The sequence below is a fragment of the Desulfopila sp. IMCC35008 genome (genome assembly GCF_010646885.2).
In the GTDB taxonomy this organism is placed as follows: Bacteria; Desulfobacterota; Desulfobulbia; order Desulfobulbales; family Desulfocapsaceae; genus Desulfopila.
In genome coordinates this window covers 4,722,413-4,740,573 of record NZ_CP050700.1, presented here as the reverse complement: position 1 = coordinate 4,740,573, position 18,161 = coordinate 4,722,413, and the positions used below count along the sequence as shown (strand labels likewise).

Genomic DNA, 18,161 nt, shown 5'->3' with positions numbered 1-18,161 from the left:
GGCATATCCTTTGTGGGGCGAAGTTTGTTATCGGTTGCGTTCTTCCAGTTCTTTTGTTACCTGCCTCGCATACTCTTCAAGTTTTTCTGATGGGGTAACCGGATACCGGTATGCGGACCTGTCAATGTCAGCAGGGAGTTGCCGCATCTGTTCCATGGCAAAGGCTCTTGCCTCCTCCAGTGGTGGCAGGGGGGTGATTGTTTTTCCATTTTTCATGTAGTGGTGAATGAGGGATGTGCTGCCATGCTGTTCATCTGTCAGGCCGAGGATGTCCCCCGCAAACTTTGAAAATTTGGAGAAGGAACGAAATACCTGTTTCCTGCCGGGCCATGTGGATTTGCTCTCAGCAAGCTTCCTTCTTCCTCTTCCCTTAAACTCTACCAGTTTATAGGCGCAGTCAAAATAGGGGTGGTCGGCGGAAGTTGTGAGTTTTGAACCTATCCCAAATCCGTCCACGGGGGCATTATTGTCGACAAATTTCTGCAGACTGTACTCATCCATATCGCCGCTGGCGAAAATGAGTATTTCCTGGAGACCGTTTTCATCGAGGACAGTGCGGACTTTTTTGGAGAGTTGCACCATATCGCCGCTGTCGAGTCGTACCCCCTTGATCGTGATATCCTGTTGCTTTAGTTTCCGGCTTAGTGTCACTACCCTCTCAACTGCCCTTTCGGTGTTATAGGTGTCGAGCAGGAGCACGCAGTTTTCAGGATGACTGGTGGCAAAGTCGTAAAATGCCTCCTCTTCCGAGTCGTGTGCCTGGATAAAAGAATGGGCCATGGTTCCGTAGGTGGGAATGTTAAACATTTTGCCCGCCAGTACCGTAGCTGTGCCTGCAAAGCCTCCGCAGTATGCACCTCGGGCGGCCATGACCCCTGCTTCTGCTCCGTGGGATCGACGCAGTCCGTAATCGATCAACAACGTATCCGGGAGCAAACGGGTCATTCGAGCCGCTTTGGAGGCAATCATGGTCTGAAACTGCAGGATGTTGATAAGCCGCGTCTCGACCAGTTGCGCCTGGGGCAACGGTGCCGTCACCCTCAGGATGGGTTCGTGAGAAAAAAAGATGGTTCCCTCGGCCATGGCATGGATATCGCCGGTAAAGGAGAATTCCCGCAGTTGGTTGAGGAACGTGTCGTGAAACCTGCCGTCCCGCCTGAGGTAGTCGATATCCTCATCGCTAAACTGTATACTTTCCAGGTACTGCAGGGCCTGCTGCAAGCCACAGGCAATCAGGAAACGCCTGTTATCCGGGAAGTCGCGAAAGAAGAACTCAAAGACCGCTTCCTCCTGCATACCCTTGTCATAATAGGCCTGCATCATGGTCAGTTGGTAAAGGTCGGTCAGCAGGGGAGAATGTTCTTGTATCATTTTTCCAGTTCTTCCAGGGTCAGTTTAACAGCGCCTTTCGCCAGCATTTCCTTTATAGCTTTGTCACTGTCCCCAGGCGTAAGGTTTACGCCTTTTATGGCATCGACCAGCAGTATGACCTCAAAATCAGCCTGAAGCAGGCCGCGGACTGAGGCCAGTACACAATAATCGGTGGCAAGGCCGCAGACAAAAACCCTTTTGACTTGCTGCTGTTTGAGCTCATTGTTTAATCCGGTTGCTTCAAGGGCCGAGTAGGCGTCGCGATCCTGTTCGGTTGCTTTTGAAATAATCGAGACATCTTCCGGCAGGTTGAGTCCTGCTGCAAAGTCCGCTCCTCTAGTTCCTGCAACGCAGTGGGAGGGCCAACTCCCTCCCTGCTCTGCAAAGGAACAGTGGTCTGCCGGGTGGTAATCGCGGCTGGCAAAAACGTGAAGTTTCGCGTTTGTGAACAGGGAGATGTAGCTGTTGATGACAGGTACAATCTGATCACCCTCCGGTACACCAAGATTGCCGCCGGGCAGGAAATCGTTCTGGACGTCTACAATAAGAAGAGCATCGTTGTCATACAGGGATATTTTCATTATCTTGAACCTGGATCGATAATAGATGGAAGCCTTGCGCAACCATTACCATATCAACCGGGAAAATGCATGATGGAATGAGGTTTGGAGATACTATTGTGGAGACAACATAAAAACCCTTGAGAAGTTGTTTTGCTCCTCAAGGGTCGTATGATTCCTATTTCACGATGGTGATCCGGCCTTCCACTTTCGGGTCGACCTGGTTCCGGTTTTGAATAAATTCCATGGTCGCTTCCGCATCAACATAGCCGGTATCGTACTTCGCCAGAGGCTTGAGCATTTTGTAACCGTCTCCACCGGCGGCAACAAAGTTGTTGGTTACAACCTTGTAAGTCTTCTCCAGATCGATAGGTTGCTTACCGACCATAACCTTTTCTGCTTTTCCTGCCTGTTGGTTATAGGTGACTGTCAGGCCTGAGAGGTGTAGAAACCCGCCACTTTCGACTTGGGTTGCCGCCAGGTCAAGGACTTCAACCACCTGGGCGCCAGTCAACTGCAACTCGACCAGGGTGTTGCCAAAAGGCTGGACGGTGAGCACATCACGATAGGTAATGGTGCCTGGTGCTATCCCGGCCCGGATGCCGCCACCATTTTGCATGGCGATGTCCGCCCCGGTCTTGGCCCGCATACTGTCTGTGATCAGGTTGCCAAGGTTGGTCTCCTGGGAGCGGCTGATACTTTTACCGCCGACCAGTTCGGTCGTAGCGGTACCGACAGGTTTATTAAGTAGCTTGTCCGCACCTTCAAGATACGGTTTCATAGCTTCCAGGATCTCCTGGTCTTCGACAAATCCGGTGCCGACATAGCTGTAATATTTCTTGCCGTTGTATTTGACCCGTTTTTTTCCGTTCACAGGCATCAGCTCGTAGCTGTGTGCCACCAACTGGTCTTTTTCACTATCAACAGTTAGGTTCAGCCGCCCGACTTTTTCAGAATATCCGTCAGCCTGCACAATCAGGGTCGTGCCAACCACAACTGGCTCATCCAGGGTGGTGTGGGTGTGGCCGCCGACAATAACATCGATGCCAGGAACCGCTTCGGCCAGCTGTACATCACCTGTTTTTCCGGATTCCGGCTTGTAGTAGCCGATATGGGTCAGGGCAATGACCAGGTCCGCCTGTTTTTTGAGCTCCGGCACATATTTTCTGGCCGTTTCAATAACATTAAGAAATTGAAGATCCTTGACGTTGTCGGGGAGCACCAGAGTAGGGACTTTTTCGGTAGTGAGTCCCAGAATGGCCACCTTTAATCCATCGATTTCCTTGATGGTATAAGGTTCTACCAGCAATTCACCTGACTCCTTGCTGACGATATTTGCCGACAGGAAGGGAAAGGATGCCCACCCCTTTTGTTTTTGCAGGACCTCCCGGGGATTGTCAAATTCATGATTGCCAAGTGTCATGGCATCATAACCGATCATGTTCATCATCTTGAAATCTGGTTCCGCATCAAGCAGGTCGGATTCCGGTACACCGGTATTTACATCACCGGCCGAGAGCAACAGGACATGGCCACCCGCTTTTTCCACCTCTGCGCGTACGACATTGACCAGCGTTGATTGTGCTGCAAGCCCGCCCACATCCTGTACCGGATAGGGCGCGAATTTCTGGAAGTGACCGTGATGATCATTGGTATGCAGAATGGTGAGCTGGTATTCCTTGGCCAGGGCGACACCATTTGTCAACAACAGTACACAGGCTGCAAGTGCCAGGTTACGAAAGATTCTCAGACGCATCATGAACAACCCTCCAACGGTTATGGTTAAAGAAATGGAAGATATGGAATTGGTGCTTTGGAAACAATAAATTCATACCTCAATTCCTGATAATATGGAATGATTTTTCAGGAGAATAGAGACAAACGGGAAAAAGGGTGAGCCCACATTTTCAGGGTAAAAAACATGGGCTCGGTGGAGAAAGTAAAGAAAACAAGTCAATTTCGAAGGGCAGCTGAAAAGGAGAGGTTGCCTTGCTGGAGCTGTTGCCAGCCAGTTGCAATTACCCGGGCGGCAAGCAGTGTTTTTTCGGGCAGACTGTCACGAATCATGTATTCCCGGTCGCTATGGTCGCAGTCACCTCTCGGGCCCATGCCATCAACGACTGGGAGCCCGGCAGAGGCCATGGTGTTGGCATCTGATACGCCACTTCTCAGTTCAGCAAGGACTTTCTGGCCGAGTCGTTTGGACTCCGCTTCAATGAGTCGGAATAGTATATCATTGCCAGCCGATTGTTCCATGGGGAGTCGGCCACCGGTATATATGAGTTCTCCGGATGTCCCAGGGATGGTACAGTTTGTGGTGATACGGGTGAGAGCTTCTATACATTCCTGTCCATCGAGCTGGCTGAGGAACCGGGTGTCTATACTGGCGGAGGCGCTATCCGGTACCGTATTCGGACCGAGGCCACCTTTAACAGTTCCGACATTGACGACCAGCTGGCGTCGTGAATTGTTCAGTTTTTCGATGGCGATAATCTTATGGGCCATTTCCAGAATGGCACTGGCCTTCTCTACTCCGGAAAAGGCAGCGTGACCGGCGCGTCCGCTTACTGTCAGGTTAAATCCGTTTTTTCCTTTCCGGCCGGTAACGATTTCCCCTGAGAGTCCACCGCACTCAAAGACAAGACCGAAGAGCGCTTTTTGAGCTTCTTTGGTGATCATCTCTTTGGAAGTGGGCGAACCGATCTCTTCGTCTGAATTACAGAGCAGGGTGATGGGGATGGTGTCCAGTAAACCTTGATGGTGTAGTGCCTTGAGGGCGAAGACGGCAGCAACAAGTCCGCCTTTCATATCTATGACACCAGGGCCGAAAACTTTACCGTCCTTTTCCCGGTAGCTGTCAAAGCCACTGTCCCGTGGAAAGACCGTATCCATATGGCCGACCAGCAGGATTGAACCGTGCTGGTTGTCACAGGCGGGGGAGCGAAACAGGAGATGATTACCTGTCTCATCCTGACGGACAACCTCTGTCCGCATTGGCAGCATGTCAAGCTCTTTGGCTATTATTGCTCCGGCATTATCAACATCCTGTTTGCTGCCGGAGTAACTCGGTTGCAGGACCAGCTCGCGTAAAAAACGGAGCTGCTCCTGCTCCTGCCCGGCAAGATATGTTTTGAGTTGATTCATGGGGGAATCATCATCTCCTGAAAGCGAATGCCTCGTTTGCATAAACTTCCGGGTCAACATCCGGATAGCTGACCTCTTCACCGCTCCACGGTTTCCTCAATGTAATCTCAGAGTTGTCCAGGGAGACTACATTGGTACGGTGCAATGGGATCTTTCCGCCTGCGGTAGCAATGTAGCGGGGTATGGCGTCACCCGGGATATTGCCGTACATTGATTCCACCAGGTCCTGGCCAACGTTTATCGGAACCCTGAAATGTTTGAATTGCGGGTTGCGGTAGCTGCAGTTAAACAGGTAATAGGGGCGGACATAGGATTCGTGAACCGTCTCGCACAATTTCCACATTTTCACCCGGGTGTCATTGATGCCCTTCAGCAGCACCGCCTGGTTGAGCACGGTGAAGGTTCTTTTGGATATCTGTCTGAAGGCGTCCTGGGAGACGGGAGTGATTTCCTGCGGGGTATTAATCTGGGTGACGACACGTATCGGTTTCTTGTCATTGCTGGCTTCCAGAATATCGAGCAGTTCATTGTCGATCCGCATCGGGGCAGTAACCGGGATTCGTGTTCCCAATCGCTTGGTCTTTAGGTGGTCGATTGCGTCGAGCTCACCCAACAGCCACTCGAGCAGAGAGTTCGGCAGGACAAAGGCGTCACCACCGGTGATCAGTACGTCGCGCACCCGCTTGTTGTTCCGGATATAATCGAGTGCTTCACCATAGGCATCTTTGGAGTAGACCTTGTCTTTCCTGCCGATATGGGCCAGACGCAGACAATGGGTGCAGTACATGGCGCACATATTGGTTGCTTTTATGGTCAGGACCCGAGGATAAAACTGGTCGATAAGGCGAGCCGGGGAATGGTCTGCTGCCACCGGCGGGATCTCTATACCACCGTTATCGATCATTTCACCGGTGGGTACCGACTGCAGCATCACAGGATCGTTCAGGACACCCGGCATTATAAGACTGGTGTAATAGGGGGTGAGGCGCATCCGGTACGATTTGGTCACATCGGCGATCGACGCAAGGACATCAGCAGGCAGATCGATCAGTTTGGCAAGGGTGTCTACAGAATCGACGGCGTTACGGATCTGCCCGGAAAATGAGTTCCAGTCATCGTCGCTCATTTTCAGTTCGCGCTTGATCCGACTTATGTTTTCCTGTATTTGCTCCCACTGTTCGATGCCACTGGGGGCCTCGGTATCTTTCCTGGCCAGATACTCCTCGACACGCGCGTTGGCGGTGCTTGCTATAGGCAATGCCTGAGAGACCCTGCCTCCTATCGAAACCATGTGTTCGTCGATCTGTTCATGTTTGACAGCCAGTTGAACCAGGTCGTCCCGTGAGATGTTAAAAGCCGCTGGTGTCAGCGATGCTGCCTGCTGTGCTTCCAGCAGTGCCTGATAGAGTGCAACGATCGGACCCGTCAGGGATGATTCCATAGCCTTTGCATGGAGCGTTACGATAGTATCGACGAGGTGTTTGTCATCACTTGTGTCATTGTTGCTGTCTGCAAAAAGTTCGTTCAGGAGATCTTCAGTATAGTTGTCCAGCTTGGTTTCTTCTGTTGTCTGTCGGGGTGCGTTCATGGTTCGCGTTAAGCCTCAGTGATAGTTTGTTTTATAAATCCGACGCCCTGGCAAAGGCCCTCGGAGACGTCTTCAGCACAGCGTGCAACTGATACCACCCGGGCCAGAAAAGTTCCGGGTTGCACCAGGAAATTGGTGCCCAGGTGTTCGAGGATGGCAAAGTCCTTGATGAGCTCCTTATGGGCAATCTTCTTGAAGGTTTCCCGTTCATATGGGTTCTGTGGGATGTAGCCGGTGGTGAGTTGTTTGGAGGTGAGTTTGTAATTGTAGGTACCCCAATGGATGGAACGGTGGTTTCCGTTCATCTCAACGGTATTTGGTGGAAACCTGTTTTCGGTTACAGCGTAATATTCCAATTCCGGCAACATGGGCGATCCCTCGGGCAGGGTTTGTTCCATGGTGAAACAAAACTCCAGGGTAGTCCCCTGTTTGCGGGCATTGATCTCGAGGAACCGGATCTCGCCCTTTTTATCGATCAGGTAGTCACAGCCAAAGATTCCCCTGTATCCTGCCTTACCAAGCTCCTGGCCTACTGCGATTGTGTAGTCGCGAAGTTGCTTTTGTTGCTCTTTGGTGGCGACTGTCGGAAAGGTGGAACCGACGAACCGGTTACCATCCTGAATGACCTGGTCGGCTATCCCGGCGATAAACACTTCGTTTTCGTTAGCGACAACGCCTAGTACGGTCGGGTCGAGATCATGCGGAAGATACTTTGTGACCAGGTAATCACAATATTCGTCGGTGAATTTAGTCTCGACCTCTTGCTGGCAATGGGTGACAGCAGAGTTGGCTCCTCCGGCAGAGTAGGCGCTGCTGACAAAAACGCCGTCTTTCCAGGTGTCCCATAGGGTTGCGGTTGTTTGCAGGAGCTCCTTACGATTTCGGCAGCAGTAGCCCTCAATGAGGGGTACGATGTGAGAGAGGTTGTTTCTCTGAAAAACCTTGTCGTTAAACTGTTTGGCTATATTTTTGTCTGGGCCGAGGACAGATACGCCATCGATAGAATCCAGGGTCATCTCAACCAGGCTTTCGTAGAGGTTGACGTACAACTGGTTCTGGTGTTGGAGGATGGTCTCGATCAGCAGACGTATGGTTTGACTCTTTGAGACAGCGCTCATAAAGGTGGAAGATTTTAACCTGCAGCTCATCCTCGGCGGTGTCGTCAACCCACTGAAGGTGTGGTTAGTGATCATGTCTTCGGTCGCTACCGGATTGATGACAAGAATATTAGCGTAATTGTACTGAACACAGACATCGGGAACGATGGCTATAAACTGCACATTGTTCTTGTTCAGCCTCCTGGCCAGGGTCTCCCGGACAAAGTAGTTCAGGCTGTAATTTTTCAGATCCCCGACATAGAGGAAGTAGTAGGTGTCCGGGTTGTAACTGAAATTGGAATACAGGATATCGCTGGTTTCTTTTGTTGTTACACTTGTGTCCGGTGACAGCAGGGTAGGTATAAACATTTTGTCAAATGTCTCCTGTGGAATGTAGAACGTCTATTGTCGACAATGTGCATTGTGAGTGATTTCCGCTGACAATCATCTTTTCCTTCTATTTCCTCGCTACCCTTTTTGCAGGGCCGCTATTTTGGTTCCGGTTTCGGTGTAGTGTTCGCGGATGACGTTTTCGACCCGAAAGGCATCGCCTGATGTAAGGGCATCAACTATCCGCTGGTGACGGTTACCAATCTCTTCCTGACTGTACAGTTTAGACCAGTGCTTATAAAAGAGAATGTGCAGTTTGAGACTCAATCGTTGGGTGTATTCAATGAGCTGGATGTTATTATTCTTACTGATAAGGAGGCTGTGGAAATCGTCACCAACCTGGACGACCATTTTTCGATTGTCCTTCCGGGCATATTTTTCCATCATCCTGGCCATACCGCTTAGCTCGTCGATCTCTTCCTCATTAAACTGGTCGTGGGTGGTTCCTATCGCATATCCTTCCAGGACTCCGCGGGTAATGTAAGCGTCGACGATTTCTTTTGGGGAGAGCTGGGTGATGAAGTTGCCGACTTGCGGACGGTATTCGATGATTCCATTGCTGATAAGATCTTTGAGGCCTTCACGGATGGGCGCCCTGCTTATGCCCATTTCTGTAGAAAGAGAGCTTTCCTTTACCTGATCACCGGCAGTGAGGGTTCCCTCGAGTATCAGATTGTACAGATATTCAACGACCTGATCCTTATAGGTGCGCTTTACGATGACCATTCTTTTTGTCCTGTTCAAACATTTCGTTCTGCGATCTTAGTCGATTGTCGACATTTACTTCCTGATACATCTTTTACATTTTGAAGGCAAGAAAAAAAATACTTTCCGAATATTTTACAGAACGAGTCATATGCTCGTCGTGGTTGCAGTCAGTCAGGTAGGGCTGGAGATAGCCCTTTGTTCCCTGCTCTTAAGAGAGGGAAAACAAAGGGCCATGGGGGAGAGAATTTGATCAAACAATCAAGTTTTCACGCATTGCCTTTTTGTTGAGTTTGCCCACACTGGTTTTGGGGAGTTCTTTAATGATACGAATTGTATCCGGGACACCATATTTGGGGAAGGCACCATTTGCCGCTTCTTCTTTCATAAATGCGCGTAGACCATCCTCGTCAATACTTCCTTCCTGTTCGGGCTTGAGGGTGACCAGCAGCATGGGTCGTTCTCCCCATTTTGCATCGGGAACGCCGATCGCGGCAGATTCCAGAACGGCGGGGTGACGGCTGATACAGTTTTCCAGGTCCAGTGAAGAGATCCATTCCCCACCGGTTTTTATTACATCCTTGATGCGGTCGGTGACCTGTAGATAGCCGTCCTCGTCAATATGGCCGACGTCACCGCTGTAGAGCCAGCCGTTACGCCATAATTCACGACTCTTATCCGGTGCCTTAAAGTAGTCCATGGTCAACCACGGGGCGCGAAATACGATTTCCCCCACGGACGCCCCGTCATGGGGTTGTGGGTTGCCGTCGGTATCGACAACTTCAAACTCCACCAGAGGAATTGGTAAACCGGTCTTCACAACGAGATTGAGCATATCGTCATCGGAGAGATCGTCCAGCATACTGGTTTTCGGGGTCGCAAGACTGATAACCGGGCAGGTTTCTGACATGCCATAGCCGGTGTAGACTGTAATGCCAAGCTTTTGCGCTGCAGCAGCCAGGCCTGCAGAGAGCTTGGAGCCACCGATGATGACCTTCCAGTTTGACATATCCAGTTCCTTAACCACCGGACTTGTTACCAGCATCTGCAAAATGGTCGGTACGCAGTGTGATGAGGTAACCTTTTCCGTGGTGATGAGCTTGAGCAGCATCGCCGGCTCGTATTTACCTGGATACACCTGTTTGGTGCCAAGCATGGTCGCTACATACGGGATGCCCCAGGCATGGACATGGAACATAGGGGTCAACGGCATATACACATCGTCTGAACGGAAACGGCCAATGGTCTCGTATGCGCCCAGGGCAAGTGCTAGCGACATGGTGTGCAGAACGAGTTGCCGGTGGGTGAAGTGGACACCTTTAGGTTTCCCTGTGGTTCCGGTTGTATAAAATGTGGTGGCCTTGGTGTTTTCGTCCAGGTCTTCAAAAGGATAGCTGTCAGAACTGTCGGCCAGCAATGCCTCATAATCAGCAAGAACCTCAAGTTCAGTTTCAACATTGTCATCACTTTCCTGGATGACAATGATGTTTTCAACCTGGGTGAGTTGCTCACGAATCGGTTCAAGCAGCGGCAGGAAGTCCGAATTTATCAGGATGATTTTTGCATCAGCATGGTTGATGGTGTAGATAATCTGTTCCGAGGAGAGCCGCCAGTTGACCATTTGCATTACAGCACCCATCATGGGAACCGCGAAAAAACATTCAAGAAACCTGTTTGAGTCGTAATCGAATACCGCGACAGTATCACCTTTATCTACTCCCGCAGATTGGAGGCCGGAAGCGAGACGATTGATGCGATGTGCAAGTTCACGATAGGTAAAACGAGCTTTGTCCCGGTATACGATCTCCTGATCCGGGGCCTGGGTTAGTGCAATGTTGAGAATCTTCTTGATTATGAGAGGGTAATTGTAATATTCACCGTTTTGATAGAGCTTTTCTGTCATGTATATCCTCCTCATTGTACGGATGGGTTGTCATCTCGGCTCGCCCGAAGTGTGATAAGTTATAATGAAAGTCCTCGAAATATCTTAGCACTAAAGTATCCCGCGGAGGTCATTTACAACGTATAGTAGCCAAACTCCAAAAACAATACAACGACTTTTACGTAAAGGTGAGGATTGGTCGTTGTTACGGAACCGCTTCATAGGTTAGTCTTTATCAAGTCTCTTGCCGAGACAGAGTACTTCGGAATCAACATACCCGAGCGAAGTATAAAAATTGAGAACAGCAGTATTGGTGGTTCGAACCATCAGGTTCACCTTGGGACAGCCTTTTTGTCTCAAACGTTTCTCGATTTCAAAAACAAGCTGTTTGCCATATCCGCGTTTTCGGAAATCGGGGGCAATTGCCAGATAGTAGATCCAGCCCCGGTGCCCTTCATACCCCCCCATGACGCTACCGATAATTGCAGACTGTGTTTCCAGCACCAGGAAAAGATCGGGGTCAACCAGCAATTTACGGTCAATATCGCGATCCGGGTTGTTCCAGGGGACGGTAATGTTGCAGGTCTGCCAGAGGTTAATGGTGTTTTTACGGTCCCGTTCTTCAAAAGGTCTGATCATTGGTTTGGCCATTGAGGATGTCCTGCTATTTTTTCTTTACATAGAGTTTCTTGATAACTCGTGCTACGGTTTTGTTTTCTGATTCACACTTTTCAGGTGGAAGTCGGTGGCCAGCTTACCGGTACCGGGACGCAGGAATTCAATGGTTGCAGATTGGTCCCATGCCAGGTAATCGGGGTCCAGTAACTGCATATGCATCAGAGCCAGATTGGGGGGCAATCATTGAATATATAGAGCCGTCGAAATGAACTTCCATGGCGTTGCGATTGTACCACCTGAGCTTCATAGAAACCAGTATGAGGTGCCAATCTAGAGCTTTCTCTTCGATTTTTACACCAGCACCGAGGTAGGGGCCATAAATAGTAAGGAGGAATTTGAATATACGGGGTGAAGAGTACATGAAAATTATGAGTGCAGTTGTTTGCTGACGGTATTTACAATTTCCTTGGCCTCGGGACTCTTGATAACCACAGTGTCAACTCCTGAATCTATTGCCTGTTGCCGTGTAACAATATCATCGTGGGAGGTAAAGAGAAAAATCCTGGTTGAATCAAACTGTGGATCCTGGCGCATCCGTACACAGATATCGAGCCCGTTCATGTCCGGCAGTTCATAATCGATGATGGCTCCGTCCGGTTTCTCGGTTAGGATCAGGTTGTATCCTTCATCACCCGTTGCGGCGGTCAGGAGATGGAAACCTGCCTTCTGGAACAGTCGGGTATAAAGTCGTCGAATGACAGGGTTGTCATCTATGAGGACTATTTTCTTGATGTCCGGACCGTGGGACTGTTCAGGGTTTTCTATGTCATGAAGCAAAATGAGCAATTCGTCATCGAGCAGGATGTTTTCATCCTGTGCTGGTAGCAGGAGATCGACGCCATCCCTTCTGATGCCGAGAATCGACCCGTGAAGAAATTCTGCCGCCGTTTCAACGACATGTCCGGCCAGGTCTGAATGTTCGTCAACAGGGAGCAGTTGCGGCTCATGGACAGATGCTTGCCTGGCCGGCTGGATACTTTGGTAAACATCGGTACACATCACTTTTTCAGCCACACTCCTGCCGGCGGTCGCATGGGGCGATATAATGGAGTCGGCTCCGGCTCGTAACATCCTGGACTCGGATGTGGCAACTTCTGTACGGGCAATTATCTGCAGGGTCGGGTTCAGCTCACGGGCGGTCAGGACTGTGAAAAGATTGTCCGGGTCAGAGTCAAGCAAAGCCAGGAGGGCCGATGCTTTCTTGATGCCAGCCGCCTGAAGCATGTGTTCACGAGTGGCATCGCCCTCGAGGAAGGCAAAGCCGGCTGCCTCGAGGGCTTTGATCTGCTCGGGCGCCGATTCTATAACGACAAAGTCCTGGCCAACCGAATTAAAGTGTTCAGCGGTAGCCTCGCCGACCCTGCCATACCCGCAGATGATCACGTGGTTGGCAAGCTGTTGGATTTTTTTCTGCATGGTTTTTTTCCCGATATTTGGGCTTGTTGCCCTTTCAATGATGGCCTCTGTAAAGGAATGGGCCAGGAAACCGATTGCACCAAAGCCGAAAAGAATGAGGAAGATAGTAAAAACCCTGCCTGACTCAGAGAGAGGCATTACTTCCCCAAAGCCGACGGTGGTGATGGTGATGACCGTCATGTAAAAGGCATCGAGTGGGGTATAGTCTTCAATAAAGGTATAACCGAAGGTCCCGATCATCAGGAACAATATGGTTGCGAACAGACCTACAGCTATCTTATTAAGCATAGACGTCCTTCGAGCCGGGTTCGGTGAATTTGCAGGGAAAAAATCAAATCTTTTATATATGTATATCAGAAAGATAGCAGAAAGAAAAGACGATGAGCATGGTAAACCATCTGCCTTCTTTGCCGCAGTCTGCATGGCTGCGGCAAAGAACCTGTGAATGGGTTAATGGCGACCCGTTGAAACGAGTGGTCCTGCTCAGGAGAGGCAGGGCGGGCAGATAAGTATCAGGGCTAGAATAGTTTCCCGACGAAAAACCAGATCAGCTGCAGGGCGCAGAAGGCATAGAGGCCGGCAATGACATCATCCATCATAATGCCGATGCCGCCGTGGATACGCTGATCAAACCAGGAGACGGGGAAAGGCTTGGTGATATCGAAAATACGAAAGAGGATAAAACCGAGAATCCAGGCAACAGGGTGGTTCGGTGCCAGGGTGAGGGTGATGAACATGCCGAGGATCTCATCGATAACGATGGGGCCCGCATCCGGTAAGTCCAGAATTTTTTCGGCAGAACCGGCGGTAAAAAAGCCGAGAATGAAAACCGCCACAAGGATGACCAGATAAATGGGCAGGGATAGGCCCTTGATGGCAAACCAGGGCAGAAAAGCAAAAAGCGACCCCCAGGTGCCGGGGGCTTTGGGCAGCATGCCGACCCAGCAGCCTGTGGCTATACCCATGATAAGTGACCTCACAGCTTTTCCCCCATACCATAAATGATCCTGTAAACCTTATCGAGAGGGATATTCTGCTGATCAGCTATTTTCTTGCACTCTTCATACTCGGGATAGAGGATGTCCCCACCTGGTGCGGAGACCTGTTTTGCCGTGACTGGCCCCCACTCAGTTTCAATTATTACCTGTTTGCGTGGCAGGGTTCTTCTTTTTTCATTTCTGTAGCGAAGGCCGATGGCACTGGTTTCCTGGAAAACAAGATCCTGCAGCGCCACCCGTGCGTGTTCCGGACAGATGATCTGCAAGGTGTATCCGGGACGCCCTTTTTTGCCGTGGCAGGGACAAAGGCTGACATCGAGAGCACCATGTTCCAGGAGGCGTTGGCAGATATGGGGGAAACCTTCTGTGTTCCAGTCGTCCAGGCGGGTTTCGATAACGGTGACGGATTGAGATTCGGTGACTGTTTCCTCTGATCCAACGAAGAACCGTAACAGGTTCGGTTGCTTGTCAGGAAGGGTGTGGCTGCCGCCACCATAGCCGGTGGCATGAATCGTCATCGGAATCATCGGGCCAAAATCGTCGGCCAAAACTTTAATCAGGGCAGCACCGGTTGGCGTGACCAGTTCCAGGGGAATATCGACACCGTAGGTCGGGATATCCCTCAACAACTCACATACAGCAGGAGCCGGCAGGGGTAGTTTACCATGATCGCATTGTACAAAACCCCTGCCAAGGGGAAGCGGTGAGCAGGCGAGCCTGGAAATGCCTAAATGATGCAACCCGGAGACAACACCTACGATATCAGCGATAGTATCCAGCGCACCAATTTCATGAAAGTGAACCCGGTCCGGGCTCATTTCATGGACTTTTGCTTCCGCCTCGGCCAGTGCCTGAAACACCTGGATGCAGGAATGAACAATTGTCGGTTCCAGTCCGGATTCTTCCAGTATGGGCAGGATGACAGGCAGGGTCCTGAGAGGTTGTTGGTTCCCGCCGCTGAAGCGCACCTTCCTGCAACCTATGGATTGAGATTTGGCCTCTTCAATTTCCATATGCAGGTCGGCTATACCGAGTTTAGCAATCTCTGCACGCAGAAAATCCTCCTCTAACCCGGCGTGGACCAGGGCACCGAGCAGCATGTCTCCGCTGACCCCGGAGAAACAATCGAGATAACCTACTGTAGCTGTGGGACTCATGATTTTATAAGAGATTAAGAATGGCCTTGTCTGGAAGCAAAGTCTGCGCCCGGTGAGAGGGTGGATCCGCACAGGAAAGATTCGACACTCATCCTCTTCTTGCCTTCCGGTTGTATTTCCCTGATCAGCAAACAGTCTGTACCTGTTGCAAAGAGCAACCCTCGTTTGTCGGCCTGCAGCAAGGTTCCGGGGCGTTCGTTGTTTTGCCGGTGAACAACTTCAGGCCCAAAGAGCCGCATCCGTTTTCCTTCATAAAAGCAGTAAGCGGTAGGCCAGGGATCAAGTCCCCTGATGAGGCAATGGATTTCCTTGGCACTTTTGTTCCAGTCGATAATCCCGTCCTCCTTTTTCAACATCGGGGCTGAGGTCGCAAGGGATTCATCCTGTCTCTCTGGCTGAAGTTTGCCTTGCCTGAGTAAATCGAGTGCTTCAATGATTGCTTCTCCACCCAGGGCCGCAAGTTTATGGAAAATTGATCCCGCCGTATCTGTATCCTTCAGCGGGATAACTGATTTCAGCAGCATGTCGCCGGTGTCCATCCCCTCGTCCATCTGTATGATGGTGATACCGGTCTCTGTGTCGCCGTTCATCACTGCCCACTGGATGGGGGCGGCGCCCCGGTGCGCGGGCAACAGCGAACCATGAATGTTCAGGCAGCCACAGGGGGCGAGTTCCAGTAGTGATTTGGGCAGGATTCGGCCGTAGGCGGCAACGACCATAACATCAGGTTCATAGGCCAGCAGTTCTTCCCTGAACTCGTCCGTCTTTATTTTGGTCGGTTGCAGAACCGGGATTCCTGCTTCTTCGGCCAACACTTTTACCGGTGGTGGGCTCAGCTTTTTGCCACGCCCCTTTGGGCGGTCCGGTTGAGTGACAACGGCAACGACCTGGTCAGGCCCTGTCAGTAAAGACTTGAGCGCCTCAGCGGCAAAGTCGGGAGTCCCCATGAAAATTATACGTAAGACTGTTTTGGACATGTCGGCTTCCTTACTTGTCGGCCAGCAGTTTCTTTACTTTTTTCTTGTAAAGATTGCGTTTGAGAGAACTGAGATGGTCAATAAAGAGGACGCCGTTGAGATGGTCGATCTCGTGTTGCAATACAACGGCAAATCTGTCTTCTGTTTCCATCTCATGGTGGTTTCCTTCAAGGTCCTGGTAGGCGATGGTGACCTTTCTATATCTCTTCACCTTGGCCGTCAGCTCCGGTACACTCAGGCAGCCTTCCTCATCTATCTGGTTCCCTTCGTGGGCGACGATTTCAGGATTTACCATAGTGAGGAACACTTTTTTTTCCTCCGGGTCTTTCGAGGTGTCGACAACAATCAATTTCAGCGACTTACCAATCTGGGGGGCGGCCAGTCCTATGCCAGGTGCGTCGTACATCGTCTCGGCCATGTCCTGGGCCAGTTCTTTGAGGGGCTCATCGAATGTGTCAACCGGTTTGGTTTCTGCCCGTAATACTTTTTCGGGATATTGATATATTTTTAATATACTCATCTGGTCTTCAAATCATTTGTTTGGGGTAAGAATGAATAAACCGCAAACTTTACCATAAAGTGCGGAAATTAACACACAAGAAGAAGATAAACATCGTCTTGAAAAAAAATAGCTGTAAACAGTACCCATATACATCGGTGCTGACATATCTGTGTTTCAGGGTCGGCCCTGGAAAGTCCTTGAACACACCAAAAGGGCTTGACTTCTGGGGCAAAGTATTGTGAGTTAGTAGGAGCAGTTTTCTTTTTGAAAACCACAGCCTGTGCTGCCTTGGGGGAGAGTATTGCCAGGCTCGCCCTTCCAGGGATGCTCAGGCCGGAAGTAGTGTTTGTCGTTTATCTTCACGGAAAGGTTCATTTCTGTGGGGAAATCAAAAAAAGTAATGAGAGGAGAATTCGAATGAAAAGGAAAGTTTCTTTACTTGCAGCTTTAGCATTTGGTTGTGTCACCACTTTCACTGCAATGACCGGAACCGCAGCAGCCGCTGACCAGCAGTTCGTTACCATCGGAACCGGTGGAGTTACAGGTGTGTATTATCCTACTGGTGGTGCAATTGCCCGTCTTGTCAACAAAGGCAAGAAAGAGCATGGAATTCGTGCCTCTGTAGAGAGTACCGGCGGTTCAATTTATAATCTGAATGCAATTGCTGCCGGTGAGCTTGATATGGGTGTTGCCCAGTCAGATTGGCAGTATCATGCCTATCATGGTACCTCTAAATTCAAGGATGCAGGACCAAACAAAGATCTACGCGCTGTCTTTTCTGTACATCCAGAGCCTTTCACCGTTGTTGCCCGCACTGATTCCGGTATCAAAAACTTCATGGATCTGAAAGACAAGCGAGTAAATATTGGTAACCCGGGTTCCGGGCAACGTGGTACTGTTGAAGTTCTGATGAATGCAATTGGTTGGAAGATGGATGCATTCAAACTTGCTTCCGAGTTGAAAGCTGCCGAACAGTCCAAAGCCCTTTGTGATAACAAGGTTGACGCCATTATTTACACTGTCGGTCATCCAAACGGATCAATTAAAGAAGCGACCACCTCCTGCGATTCGGTGATTGTAACTGTTGACGGACCGGCAGTAGACAAACTGGTTGCCGAGAAAGACTACTATCGTACCGCAGTTATCCCGGGTGGCATGTATCGCGGAACCGATGCAGACACTATGACTTTTGGTGTTGGTGCAACCTTTGTATCTTCTGCCAAGGTACCGGAAGAGGTGATCTATCAAGTTGTTAAAGCGGTATTCGAGAACTTTGATCAGTTCAAGAAGCTGCATCCCGCATTCAACAACCTGAAGAAAGAAGAGATGATCAAAGATGGTCTCTCTGCTCCGTTGCATGACGGCGCTGTCAAGTATTACAAAGAAGCAGGCCTGATGTAAATTAGAGGTTCATGACCGGGTCATTGCCGCTTGTATGGTAAGGACCCGGTCTTTTTTCTGTGCTGTGAATCCGTATATGGCGCAACCGCTGTAAACCCCACCTGCTGTCCTGCATGGGAGAAACGCGGATTATCCTCAATCCGCTCTGCCCTCACCGGGTACCATAATTGCCCGGGTTGTCCGTTTGCCAGCCGGTGTGCTGTTTCTAATGCTGCTTTTGCAATTATGGCCGGGGATTGTTTTCTATCACTAGATTTCATTCCGGCAGTTGCTCTACCCTACACATATTCCAGGC

General features: G+C 50.2%; 17 protein-coding genes. 1 reads left to right on the top strand and 16 read right to left on the bottom strand.

Annotated features, from left to right (window positions below; genetic code table 11):
• Window positions 1–27: 27 nt before the first annotated feature.
• The 15 genes from GA520_RS20395 to def all read right to left on the bottom strand — a co-directional run bounded on the left by GA520_RS20395 (window position 28) and on the right by def (window position 16,483).
• Complete coding sequence (locus tag GA520_RS20395) at window positions 28–1,371, bottom strand: nicotinate phosphoribosyltransferase (protein WP_163337428.1); 1,344 nt, start codon at window positions 1,369–1,371, stop codon at window positions 28–30.
• Window positions 1,368–1,952: a nicotinamidase gene (locus GA520_RS20390; protein ID WP_163337427.1), complete on the bottom strand. Its 585-nt coding sequence runs from the start codon at window positions 1,950–1,952 to the stop codon at window positions 1,368–1,370. The genes GA520_RS20395 and GA520_RS20390 overlap by 4 nt, the downstream gene beginning before the upstream one ends.
• A gap of 157 nt (window positions 1,953–2,109) precedes the next feature.
• Complete coding sequence (locus GA520_RS20385; RefSeq protein ID WP_205749234.1) at window positions 2,110–3,690, bottom strand: 5'-nucleotidase C-terminal domain-containing protein; 1,581 nt, start codon at window positions 3,688–3,690, stop codon at window positions 2,110–2,112.
• Window positions 3,691–3,884: 194 nt separating this feature from the next.
• Window positions 3,885–5,075 carry a M20 family metallopeptidase gene (locus GA520_RS20380; RefSeq protein ID WP_163337426.1) on the bottom strand — a complete coding sequence of 397 codons (1,191 nt, stop codon included), beginning with the start codon at window positions 5,073–5,075 and terminating at the stop codon, window positions 3,885–3,887.
• A gap of 10 nt (window positions 5,076–5,085) precedes the next feature.
• Window positions 5,086–6,663 (bottom strand): KamA family radical SAM protein, encoded by a 1,578-nt coding sequence (locus GA520_RS20375; protein WP_163337425.1) that lies wholly within the window; start codon window positions 6,661–6,663, stop codon window positions 5,086–5,088.
• Window positions 6,664–6,671: 8 nt separating this feature from the next.
• Window positions 6,672–8,129: an ATP-grasp domain-containing protein gene (locus GA520_RS20370; RefSeq protein ID WP_163337424.1), complete on the bottom strand. Its 1,458-nt coding sequence runs from the start codon at window positions 8,127–8,129 to the stop codon at window positions 6,672–6,674.
• A gap of 99 nt (window positions 8,130–8,228) precedes the next feature.
• On the bottom strand, window positions 8,229–8,876 hold the full coding sequence (locus tag GA520_RS20365) for a GntR family transcriptional regulator (RefSeq protein WP_163337423.1): 648 nt from the start codon (window positions 8,874–8,876) through the stop codon (window positions 8,229–8,231).
• 232 nt (window positions 8,877–9,108) lie between these two features.
• A complete protein-coding gene (locus GA520_RS20360) occupies window positions 9,109–10,758 on the bottom strand; it encodes a fatty acid--CoA ligase (protein ID WP_163337422.1) in 1,650 nt (549 codons plus the stop codon).
• A 204-nt stretch (window positions 10,759–10,962) separates the two neighbouring features.
• Window positions 10,963–11,388, bottom strand: a complete 426-nt coding sequence (locus GA520_RS20355; RefSeq protein WP_163337421.1) for a GNAT family acetyltransferase — start codon at window positions 11,386–11,388, stop codon at window positions 10,963–10,965.
• Between the two features lie 51 nt (window positions 11,389–11,439).
• Entirely contained in the window at window positions 11,440–11,574 is a 135-nt protein-coding gene (locus GA520_RS20350) for a hypothetical protein (protein WP_255494335.1), read from the bottom strand.
• 207 nt (window positions 11,575–11,781) lie between these two features.
• A complete protein-coding gene (locus tag GA520_RS20345; protein WP_163337420.1) occupies window positions 11,782–13,119 on the bottom strand; it encodes an NAD-binding protein in 1,338 nt (445 codons plus the stop codon).
• A gap of 230 nt (window positions 13,120–13,349) precedes the next feature.
• A complete protein-coding gene (locus GA520_RS20340) occupies window positions 13,350–13,796 on the bottom strand; it encodes a phosphatidylglycerophosphatase A (RefSeq protein WP_240910111.1) in 447 nt (148 codons plus the stop codon).
• An 11-nt stretch (window positions 13,797–13,807) separates the two neighbouring features.
• Window positions 13,808–14,986 (bottom strand): nickel pincer cofactor biosynthesis protein LarC, encoded by a 1,179-nt coding sequence (gene larC / locus GA520_RS20335; protein ID WP_163337418.1) that lies wholly within the window; start codon window positions 14,984–14,986, stop codon window positions 13,808–13,810.
• Between the two features lie 14 nt (window positions 14,987–15,000).
• Window positions 15,001–15,963 (bottom strand): methionyl-tRNA formyltransferase, encoded by a 963-nt coding sequence (gene fmt, locus GA520_RS20330; RefSeq protein ID WP_163337417.1) that lies wholly within the window; start codon window positions 15,961–15,963, stop codon window positions 15,001–15,003.
• A 10-nt stretch (window positions 15,964–15,973) separates the two neighbouring features.
• Window positions 15,974–16,483, bottom strand: coding sequence for a peptide deformylase (gene def, locus GA520_RS20325; protein ID WP_163337416.1), 510 nt, complete (start codon window positions 16,481–16,483; stop codon window positions 15,974–15,976).
• Window positions 16,484–16,882: 399 nt separating this feature from the next.
• On the opposite strand from def, the gene GA520_RS20320 reads away from it, so the two are divergent.
• Window positions 16,883–17,866: a TAXI family TRAP transporter solute-binding subunit gene (locus GA520_RS20320; protein WP_163337415.1), complete on the top strand. Its 984-nt coding sequence runs from the start codon at window positions 16,883–16,885 to the stop codon at window positions 17,864–17,866.
• A gap of 20 nt (window positions 17,867–17,886) precedes the next feature.
• Here the strand turns inward: GA520_RS20320 and GA520_RS20315 are convergent, their stop codons facing one another.
• On the bottom strand, window positions 17,887–18,126 hold the full coding sequence (locus tag GA520_RS20315; RefSeq protein WP_163337414.1) for a hypothetical protein: 240 nt from the start codon (window positions 18,124–18,126) through the stop codon (window positions 17,887–17,889).
• Window positions 18,127–18,161 lie beyond the last annotated feature (35 nt).

Bases quoted from the DNA above. Each gene is read 5' to 3' on its own strand.
- GA520_RS20395 (WP_163337428.1), bottom strand. From the start codon at position 1,371: ATGATACAAGAACATTCTCCCCTGCTGACCGACCTTTACCAACTGACC.
- GA520_RS20390 (WP_163337427.1), bottom strand. From the start codon at position 1,952: ATGAAAATATCCCTGTATGACAACGATGCTCTTCTTATTGTAGACGTC.
- GA520_RS20385 (WP_205749234.1), bottom strand. From the start codon at position 3,690: ATGATGCGTCTGAGAATCTTTCGTAACCTGGCACTTGCAGCCTGTGTA.
- GA520_RS20380 (WP_163337426.1), bottom strand. From the start codon at position 5,075: ATGAATCAACTCAAAACATATCTTGCCGGGCAGGAGCAGGAGCAGCTC.
- GA520_RS20375 (WP_163337425.1), bottom strand. From the start codon at position 6,663: ATGAACGCACCCCGACAGACAACAGAAGAAACCAAGCTGGACAACTAT.
- GA520_RS20370 (WP_163337424.1), bottom strand. From the start codon at position 8,129: ATGTTTATACCTACCCTGCTGTCACCGGACACAAGTGTAACAACAAAA.
- GA520_RS20365 (WP_163337423.1), bottom strand. From the start codon at position 8,876: ATGGTCATCGTAAAGCGCACCTATAAGGATCAGGTCGTTGAATATCTG.
- GA520_RS20360 (WP_163337422.1), bottom strand. From the start codon at position 10,758: ATGACAGAAAAGCTCTATCAAAACGGTGAATATTACAATTACCCTCTC.
- GA520_RS20355 (WP_163337421.1), bottom strand. From the start codon at position 11,388: ATGGCCAAACCAATGATCAGACCTTTTGAAGAACGGGACCGTAAAAAC.
- GA520_RS20350 (WP_255494335.1), bottom strand. From the start codon at position 11,574: ATGCATATGCAGTTACTGGACCCCGATTACCTGGCATGGGACCAATCT.
- GA520_RS20345 (WP_163337420.1), bottom strand. From the start codon at position 13,119: ATGCTTAATAAGATAGCTGTAGGTCTGTTCGCAACCATATTGTTCCTG.
- GA520_RS20340 (WP_240910111.1), bottom strand. From the start codon at position 13,796: ATGGGTATAGCCACAGGCTGCTGGGTCGGCATGCTGCCCAAAGCCCCC.
- larC (WP_163337418.1), bottom strand. From the start codon at position 14,986: ATGAGTCCCACAGCTACAGTAGGTTATCTCGATTGTTTCTCCGGGGTC.
- fmt (WP_163337417.1), bottom strand. From the start codon at position 15,963: ATGTCCAAAACAGTCTTACGTATAATTTTCATGGGGACTCCCGACTTT.
- def (WP_163337416.1), bottom strand. From the start codon at position 16,483: ATGAGTATATTAAAAATATATCAATATCCCGAAAAAGTATTACGGGCA.
- GA520_RS20320 (WP_163337415.1), top strand. From the start codon at position 16,883: ATGAAAAGGAAAGTTTCTTTACTTGCAGCTTTAGCATTTGGTTGTGTC.
- GA520_RS20315 (WP_163337414.1), bottom strand. From the start codon at position 18,126: ATGAAATCTAGTGATAGAAAACAATCCCCGGCCATAATTGCAAAAGCA.